At 38.4% G+C, this 7,762-nt stretch carries 3 protein-coding genes, 1 other RNA gene and 1 pseudogene; 3 read left to right on the top strand and 2 right to left on the bottom strand.

Features of this window, described 5'->3' with window-relative positions; genetic code table 11:
• The first annotated feature begins 1,598 nt into the window (after nucleotides 1–1,598).
• The 3 genes from ssrS to ACFIM8_RS06990 all read left to right on the top strand — a co-directional run bounded on the left by ssrS (nucleotide 1,599) and on the right by ACFIM8_RS06990 (nucleotide 3,544).
• Nucleotides 1,599–1,759, top strand: a non-coding RNA gene (ssrS, locus tag ACFIM8_RS07000) — 6S RNA.
• A gap of 339 nt (nucleotides 1,760–2,098) precedes the next feature.
• Entirely contained in the window at nucleotides 2,099–2,704 is a 606-nt protein-coding gene (locus ACFIM8_RS06995; RefSeq protein ID WP_375614721.1) for a 5-formyltetrahydrofolate cyclo-ligase, read from the top strand.
• Nucleotides 2,705–2,722: 18 nt separating this feature from the next.
• Nucleotides 2,723–3,544: a TIGR00282 family metallophosphoesterase gene (locus tag ACFIM8_RS06990; protein ID WP_375607046.1), complete on the top strand. Its 822-nt coding sequence runs from the start codon at nucleotides 2,723–2,725 to the stop codon at nucleotides 3,542–3,544.
• Nucleotides 3,545–3,886: 342 nt separating this feature from the next.
• On the opposite strand, the pseudogene ACFIM8_RS06985 reads toward ACFIM8_RS06990, so the two are convergent.
• Together ACFIM8_RS06985 and traG are read right to left on the bottom strand one after the other, a co-directional pair.
• Nucleotides 3,887–4,280, bottom strand: a pseudogene (locus ACFIM8_RS06985) (helix-turn-helix domain-containing protein).
• Nucleotides 4,281–5,119: 839 nt separating this feature from the next.
• Nucleotides 5,120–7,027 (bottom strand): Ti-type conjugative transfer system protein TraG, encoded by a 1,908-nt coding sequence (traG, locus tag ACFIM8_RS06980; protein ID WP_375614710.1) that lies wholly within the window; start codon nucleotides 7,025–7,027, stop codon nucleotides 5,120–5,122.
• Between the last annotated feature and the right edge of the window lie 735 nt (nucleotides 7,028–7,762).

Genomic DNA, 7,762 nt, shown 5'->3' with positions numbered 1-7,762 from the left:
AAGCCCCCTGCTTATAACCACACATCCCCCCACACAATTCACAGTGCTTTTTTTGAAACTTAGCCATTACCATGGAAACAACAGAGCGTCCCAAACTTGGCTCTTAAGATTGATGAAACAGCATTGGATTACACTCCACAAATGTGCAGGATTCAAAAGCGCGTGCAAGCTCTGTTAGACGAACAATCACCACAAGCTCTTTGAAACCATTCAAGAACAAGACACTTTACGACATCCTTTCAAATCTAGATAAGACGCAAGCCAGCTTCACATTCCACTCAATAAACTAAAAGCCCCCTGCTTATAACCACACATCCCCCCCCCACATAATTCACAGTGCTTTTTTTGAAACTTAGCCATTACCATGGAAGCAACAGAGCGTCCCAAACTTGGCTCTTAAGATTGATGAAACAGCATTGGTTTACACTCCACAAATGCGCAGGATTCAAAAGCGCGTGCAAGCTCTGTTAGACGAACAATCACCACAAGCTCTTTGAAACCATTCAAGAACAAGACACTTTACGACATCCTTTCAAATCTAGATAAGACGCAAGCCAGCTTCACATTCCACTCAATAAACTAAAAGCCCCCTGCTTATAACCACACATCCCCCCCCCACATAATTCACAGTGCTTTTTTTGAAACTTAGCCATTACCATGGAAGCAACAGAGCGTCCCAAACTTGGCTCTTAAGATTGATGAAACAGCATTGGTTTACACTCCACAAATGCGCAGGATTCAAAAGCGCGTGCAAGCTCTGTTAGACGAACAATCACCACAAGCTCTTTGAAACCATTCAAGAACGAGACACTTTACGACATCCTTTCAAATCTAGATAAGACGCAAGCCGGCTTCACATTCCACTCAATAAACTAAAAGCCCCCTGCTTATAACCACACATCCCCCCACACACAATTCACAGTGCTTTTTTTGAATTTTGACCTTTTTTGTATTGCAAGCAGCGTCCAAACACTTCCAATATACCCCCTACAGCATTTCTTCTCATAGCAAGCAAACGCTCCACGCTTGAGTCCTCTTCACGCCGTTTCTTCTTTTCACACCTTCCATCATGGATAAAAAAATTTGTAAACACGAAGCTCAAAAAATACTTTTTGAAAAAATCTTAAAACATCGCTTAGCGCCTCTGATAAACTATCATCGTCTGTTTTTTATTTTTATGAACTTCAACCATAGCAGCACATACCGTATCGGCTCTCCTCCCCCCTCAAAGTTGATAAAATAGCCCTGAAATATGGCTTCACAAAGTAAAAACTTCAAAGGTGCAACACCAGTTCAACCAACATCCTTTTGAATAATAAATATTTCCCTTCAAAACTCCTCCAAGCATTCCTGCGAAACATAAAAATCAAGCATTGTTCCAAAAGAGCCATTGCCAATAAATCGTTCTGCGTCACTCAATCACCCACCCTCACTCATATTTTTTGCTTTTTTACTTTGAATAAGCCATCCATCATACAGCCATTTCGAGCAACCACCAGCAAGGTTCTAAAAACTCTCCTGAAAAACGTTATGAAAAAGAAGAGGGCGAGGTTATTTTATCTCTAGCAGAAGCTCTGAAATTATTTTATATTAAGGAGGGTGTTCTGCGCTTCTCGACAGGAAATAACGTATTCCTGAGACCTTAATGATCTCCAAGGGAGCTGTCCCTGATCAAGCCCGTGGGCTTTTTCATATGGCGCCCACCTATTTGTATAGGTTCCCGGGATCAGCTTTTTCCATCGGCTGTTGTGGATCACCCTTTATTTGTATTAACTTTTTTGCATAAAAATTTTTCCAGCTAAAATTGAGAGCATCTTTTTACATAAGACCAATGACGATACTCTTTTCAAGAAATAAAAATTACGATAGGCTTCATTTTATAAAACAGACAGCACTTCCAAATAATCCCCTCTATAAATCTGCTTCATCCCTTCGCACACAGCAACGCAAAAGCGGCTTATTGCACCAAGATACCCCCTAAAGAGCACACACTTTTTTCATGCTTTTTTTCATGAGCACAGCTCTTATCCATACAGAGATTTACAAAACGCCAACAATGGATAAAATACCAGCATCTTATAAAATAATTGACGAGACAATGACAAACAATCCCCTCTGTGAATCTGCTTCATCCCTTCGCACACAGCAACGCAAAAGCGGTTTATCGCGTCGTGATGCTCTTTTAACAGAAGAGCGCGCACTCTTTTCGCAGCGTGCTTGTTGCCACTTTATTGAATACCTCGAAAAGAAGGGAACCGATTTTTCACGCCTCATTTTAGCAGGCTATTGGCCCATTAAATCGGAAATTGATCCGCGTCCTTTACTGGATGCTGTAGCGTTACGCGGTGGGCATTTAGCCTTACCAGCAGTTCTTAATTCCACCACCATGATTTTCCGTACATTTTCGCCCAGCACGATTTTAGAGCCCATGCGTTTTGGCACCTTTGGTCCCAGTGCAGACAATGACGTTGTTGCCCCCAATAATATTATTGTTCCGCTTTCTGCGTTTGATCGTCAATGTCACCGTCTTGGCTATGGAGGAGGATATTATGACCGTGCTGTTGAAGCTCTTGAAAAACAAGGGCATCAAATGATATTATGGGGCATAGGGTTTTCATGTCAGGAGGTTTCCTCTATTCCCGCAGCAGAACATGATCTACAGGTACAAGGAATTTTTACAGAAAAAGGTTTCTTAAAATGTTAAAATGTGATTAAAGCGCCTATGCGTTTTTTATTTTTAGGTGACATTGTTGGTAGCACAGGCTGTAAAGCTGTTTTTGAATACCTTCCTCAACTGATTGAGAAATGGCAGCTTGATTTTGTTGTGGTAAATGGTGAAAATGCCTCTGGTGGTTTTGGTCTTACACAAGAAACGTATCAAGATCTTTTGATAACCGGTGTTGATGTTGTCACCACAGGTAATCATGCTTTTTCTCACAAAGAAGCATTGCAATATGCCCATGAGAGTGATCGTTTTTTACGCCCTGCCAATTTTTCGAAAGAAACTCCCGGAAAAGGTTCTGGTGTTTTTACGGCAAAAAATGGCGCCCGTGTTCTTGTCGCCAATCTGTTGGGCAACGTTTTTATGCCGTGTAAAGTAGAAGATCCATTTGAAACAGCGGAAAATATTCTGCTTGCCTGTTCGTTGATGGAGCAAGCCGATACGATTATTTTTGACTTTCACGCAGAAACGACAAGCGAGAAGCAATGTTTTGGTCATTTTCTTGATGGTCGTGTGAGTGTTATCGTTGGCACCCATACGCATATTCCCACGGCTGACGCGCAAATCTTAGAAGGTGGGAGCGCCTATTTAACAGATGCAGGCATGTGTGGAGATTATAACTCATCTCTTGGAATGGATAAAGAAGAACCCTTACACCGTTTTCTTTATAAGACGAAGCAAGACCGTTTTGAACCGGCGTGCGGTCCTGCCACCCTTTGTGGTTTAGCGGTTGAGATTTCAGATCGCACCGGTTTAGCAGAAAAGGTCTCGGCGGTACGGATTGGTCCTCATTTAAAGCCTGAAGTTCCGGATTTTTGGTAGCTTCTTTTAAGCCGCCCCTTTGATAGTTTCTTTCCAAGATTTCCTTTTGAGAACTCTATTTGGCAAGACGATTTTTCCAGCCCTTCCCAAATTCCTACTAAAAACACCCCGCCCTCCAATTTACCTAATACAGCAACTTTTCTAGCACAAATAAGTCACTCTTTTTAAAAAAATAAAGGATAAAGGATAAAATTTTTCGTGATTTTTAAAACGATGAGAAGGAGGTTTTATTTCGACATTTCTGCGGGGGGGGGGGAGGAGAAATGTTAACCCCCTTCTCTAAAAAAAGCTTTATATAATAATTTATTATTTAGCAAGAGCCTCTTTAGTCTTTTTTTGATTCTAACGAAAATTTAATCTTAAAATTGCTTGCTGTTTTTGAGGTTTGAGCTCTCTAAAACTTTTCAAAAGAATACATTCTTCTTTGCTTGAGATCTCATCATCATAAGGATACAAGACGTCTTCTTTTGTTGAGAGACCAGAATAAAAAAAAGGAAATGGGAACATTAAGAATATCGGCAATTTCTTGTAAACGCCCCGCCCCTATACGATTGAAGCCTTTTTCATATTTTTGGATTTGTTGAAAGGTTACTCCTAACTGGCTGCCTAATTTCTTTTGCGACATTCCGATCATTGTTCTTTTCAAGCGAATTTTTTTGCCAATCGAAATATCGTTAAAATGTGGATTTTTAGCTTTCACTTCAAGCTCCCCTGCCGAGTGCGAGCGCCCTCGCATTGGTATTCCGGGAGTCTGAAAGTACTGAGTTCGAATCAGCTTTTTTTGCTTTTAGTGCTAGAGAGCACCTGGACATGGCAAAAACTCCCGGAATCCCGGGACACCCACAAGAGTAGGTTCATTTTTACACTCGGATTTTAGGGGTTTTTGAATCCCTGTTGATCGCTGCGTAGACGACCAAAACATTCTCTTACCAATAAAGCAATTTCATGAAATTAGCAATAAAATTTAAAAACAGTCTTTATTTGTATTTTTATAAGAGGCAGATAACCTCTCATTTTTGATTAAATTATATACGAACGAAGTGAGCGCTATTTATTGAAATAAGTATAAGATCATAATCAAGAGATGCTAGACGTATTAGCTCGTAGTAAAAGCCTTTCATAGACATCATTAGCAAACAAGCAAAGAAATATCATGATAACAAAACCAATGACCATTGCTGTTTGGTGTTCATAGGGTGCAACTCTCGCTGTGTATCCCCAAAAAAGAAAAATAGGAATAAAACCAAGCCACCAACAAAGAAGTTTAAGAAGGCAAAAACTGGTTTACGAATGAATAATAAAATAAGGAAGATTGCGTAAAGCAACTTTTTAACTATTACAGCCAATATTCTACGTATTATCTTGAACACCCCACGCATTATAATTGATAAGATACTCTTTTTTATGTCTTGATTTTTTTGGTGTTTGTCTTCTTAGCAGAAAGATCGCTCATGACTTCCCCATTTTCAAGCCACTATATTATAAAAATGTACTATAAAAATAATTTATCTCTAATTATATCACCCCAAAATACAACAATATTTTATTCATTTTAACTAAAAAACAAGTGCTTTATTAAGAAGAAAAGCTATTTTCATTAGCAAGAGCTGTTAAATCCTTACGTCTAAAATAGATAGAGCGTCCACAACGGATAGGGAGCTCTCCTTGCACGAGAATAATCTGTTCGTCTTTTCTCATTTCTTGTGTTATTTCATGTGGATATATTAAGGGTCTTTGTTGCAAACTTAAATGCTCTGTTCCTTCTATACCTGATGTTCCCAGAGTTATGCTTGAATCTTTCACTTCAATGGTCATTTGACCACATGCCTTAGATATATTTTCAGCAGTTTTAATATCTTTTATTGCGGCATAGCTTACAAAAGCACAATTTTCAAACCATATCATAACGCCTGACGAACCGAAATAGCGTTCTATTTGCTCTACAGACTTGTAAAAAAGCATGAGAGATATACCATATTTGCGTCCATGATCACGTGCTTCTTCTAAAATGTTCATATATCCTAAAAGATCAGCATTATCTAAAATAAAGAGCGCTCTTTTTGCATAATTACCATTAGCGGCTTCCATAGCTCTGAGAAAAGAGCCAACAAGGATACGCCCAACACCTGGATAAGATTTTAGAATTTTTGATGGGATATTTAAAAAAACATCGATATCTCCTTTTGTTATATCATTAGTTTTAAAGTCATACCCACTGATAAGATCTGCATAGTTAGAGAGGGAAAGCCATTGTATATCTTTTGCAGCAGTAGCATAGACATCTGAGAAAGTTTGTTCAGCCATATTTGTAAACACCCCAAGAGTTTCACGAATAAATTGGGATGATGATGAAGCCTGTAAGGAACGCAATTTTCCAATCACGGACGGTTCTGACATTGACATGATCGTATGAAGGGTTTTTAAGTTTTTTTCCTTTAATGTGTATTCATCAGAAAAGACAATATGTGCAAGTAGTCCTGTTAATAAATTATGTGCATGTGATGTAAAGAATTGATCGGTTGAAGTTGATTTGTCGTTTTCAGAAAGAAGGAGTCTAGCAACTTCAACCAAACCCGCTTCCCTTTCATAGACTGGAATGCTTTCATCTAATAACCAATCTAAAGGATTAAAAGTTTCTGTTGAAGAACCATGGGGGTCAAGAACGTATACTTTTCTTTTTAACTGCTCCCTTGCATCTTGAACTATTGAAGCGATTTCAGTTGAAGGATCAAAAACGACCAGTGGACCGGAATATTTGAGACAAGTTGGAATAACATTACTGGTTGTTTTATAACTACCAGAACCAGCGAAAAATAACATATGGGTTGAATCAAAATTAAGTTTGTATGTTAACAATGGCTGGCGACCACCTTTTCCCCATGTTGTTTTGTCTTTAGGATTAAAAGGGACATCTTTAACAATATCTTCGTCGACTCTATAGCGCTCTCCTATGACGACGTCGCCATCATGAGGAAAAATCTTTTCAAGGCGTTTCATACTCATCCATTTGATGCCACCAAAGATTGTATTTTTTGAAATTTTCAAAGGTGAAGCTTTAGGTAATGATAGTTTTATCGTGTAACCAAGGATAATAACGCCAATAACAACACCCCATAAAACCATCCTATCAAAGAAAGGAAGAACATCCGCCCATGTCATATTATTTTGACCTACATAGGGACTAAGTCTGATATATTCATTTGCACTATAATAAGTTGCAAACAAACCAAAGATGATCATAGATGAAATAATGATATTTTTTCTGGTATGCCTTTTTTGTAATAAGATGAATGAAGAACATGAAAGTGCAATAAGGATTAAAATATCCAGTGGCTTTGATCTTACAAACCAATAAGCATCAGGCGTCGTTCCATTTTCTGTAATGTTATTGATGGTTATATTGACCAAAAAAGCTACAATGATTGAAAAGATGAGTGGCAATGCTAAAAATATAATCTGTTTTTTGTCTAATTTATTGACCATTTTCCCCCCTGCATACCAGAAAAAGCTTCTCTTCCTATTTTTTCGAAATTTTTGAATTTTTATCAAGTTTTGAAACGTAAAGCAAACCATCTTAAGATGAAAGACTTATCTGCCTCTCTAAGACGGGCTTTTATAAAAAGCTCCTCTAAACTAATTTTTTCAAGAATTTTTCCAAAGTTTCTTTGATGCTTCACGCGCTATTTAAATTTCTTACTTAACTCTTTTACGACACTGTATACGCTTCTTAACAGAAAAAAAAACCAATAACAATACGCATTAGTGTTCACTGAAAAAAAGCGCGGTTTATCATGTTGTGCCGTAAAACCTTGTTGTTTAGAGCCGTGATATAAGGCATGTAAAACTTTCCATATTAAGTGTTTTTAGAGTGTGTAATAAATGGGCATGGCTTACCCGTCACGCCTTTTTAAAGTGAACCACATGAATGGGTCAGGAGTAGGTCAAAACCCCGCCAACAGAAGCCGGACTGTTTACAGAACAGCCCTTTTAAGTCAGGAATATGCATCCTTTAGAGCGTAGAGCGGGAGGAAATCAAAGAAGGATAAGGTAAACATAGCAAAACTCCCGGAACCCGGGACACCCACAAGAGTAGGTTCATTTTTACACTCGGATTTTAGGGCTTTCAGACCCTACTGATCGCTGCGTAGACGACCAAAGTTACCCTTCAAGGTATAAAGTAATTTCAGGAAATTGGCAATAAAATTTAAAACAGTGTTT

Source organism: Bartonella sp. AC535YNZD (assembly GCF_042196625.1).
Lineage (GTDB): Bacteria > Pseudomonadota > Alphaproteobacteria > Rhizobiales > Rhizobiaceae > Bartonella.
Note: the sequence above shows the minus strand (reverse complement) of the source record. Positions and strands in the feature narration are given on the sequence as shown.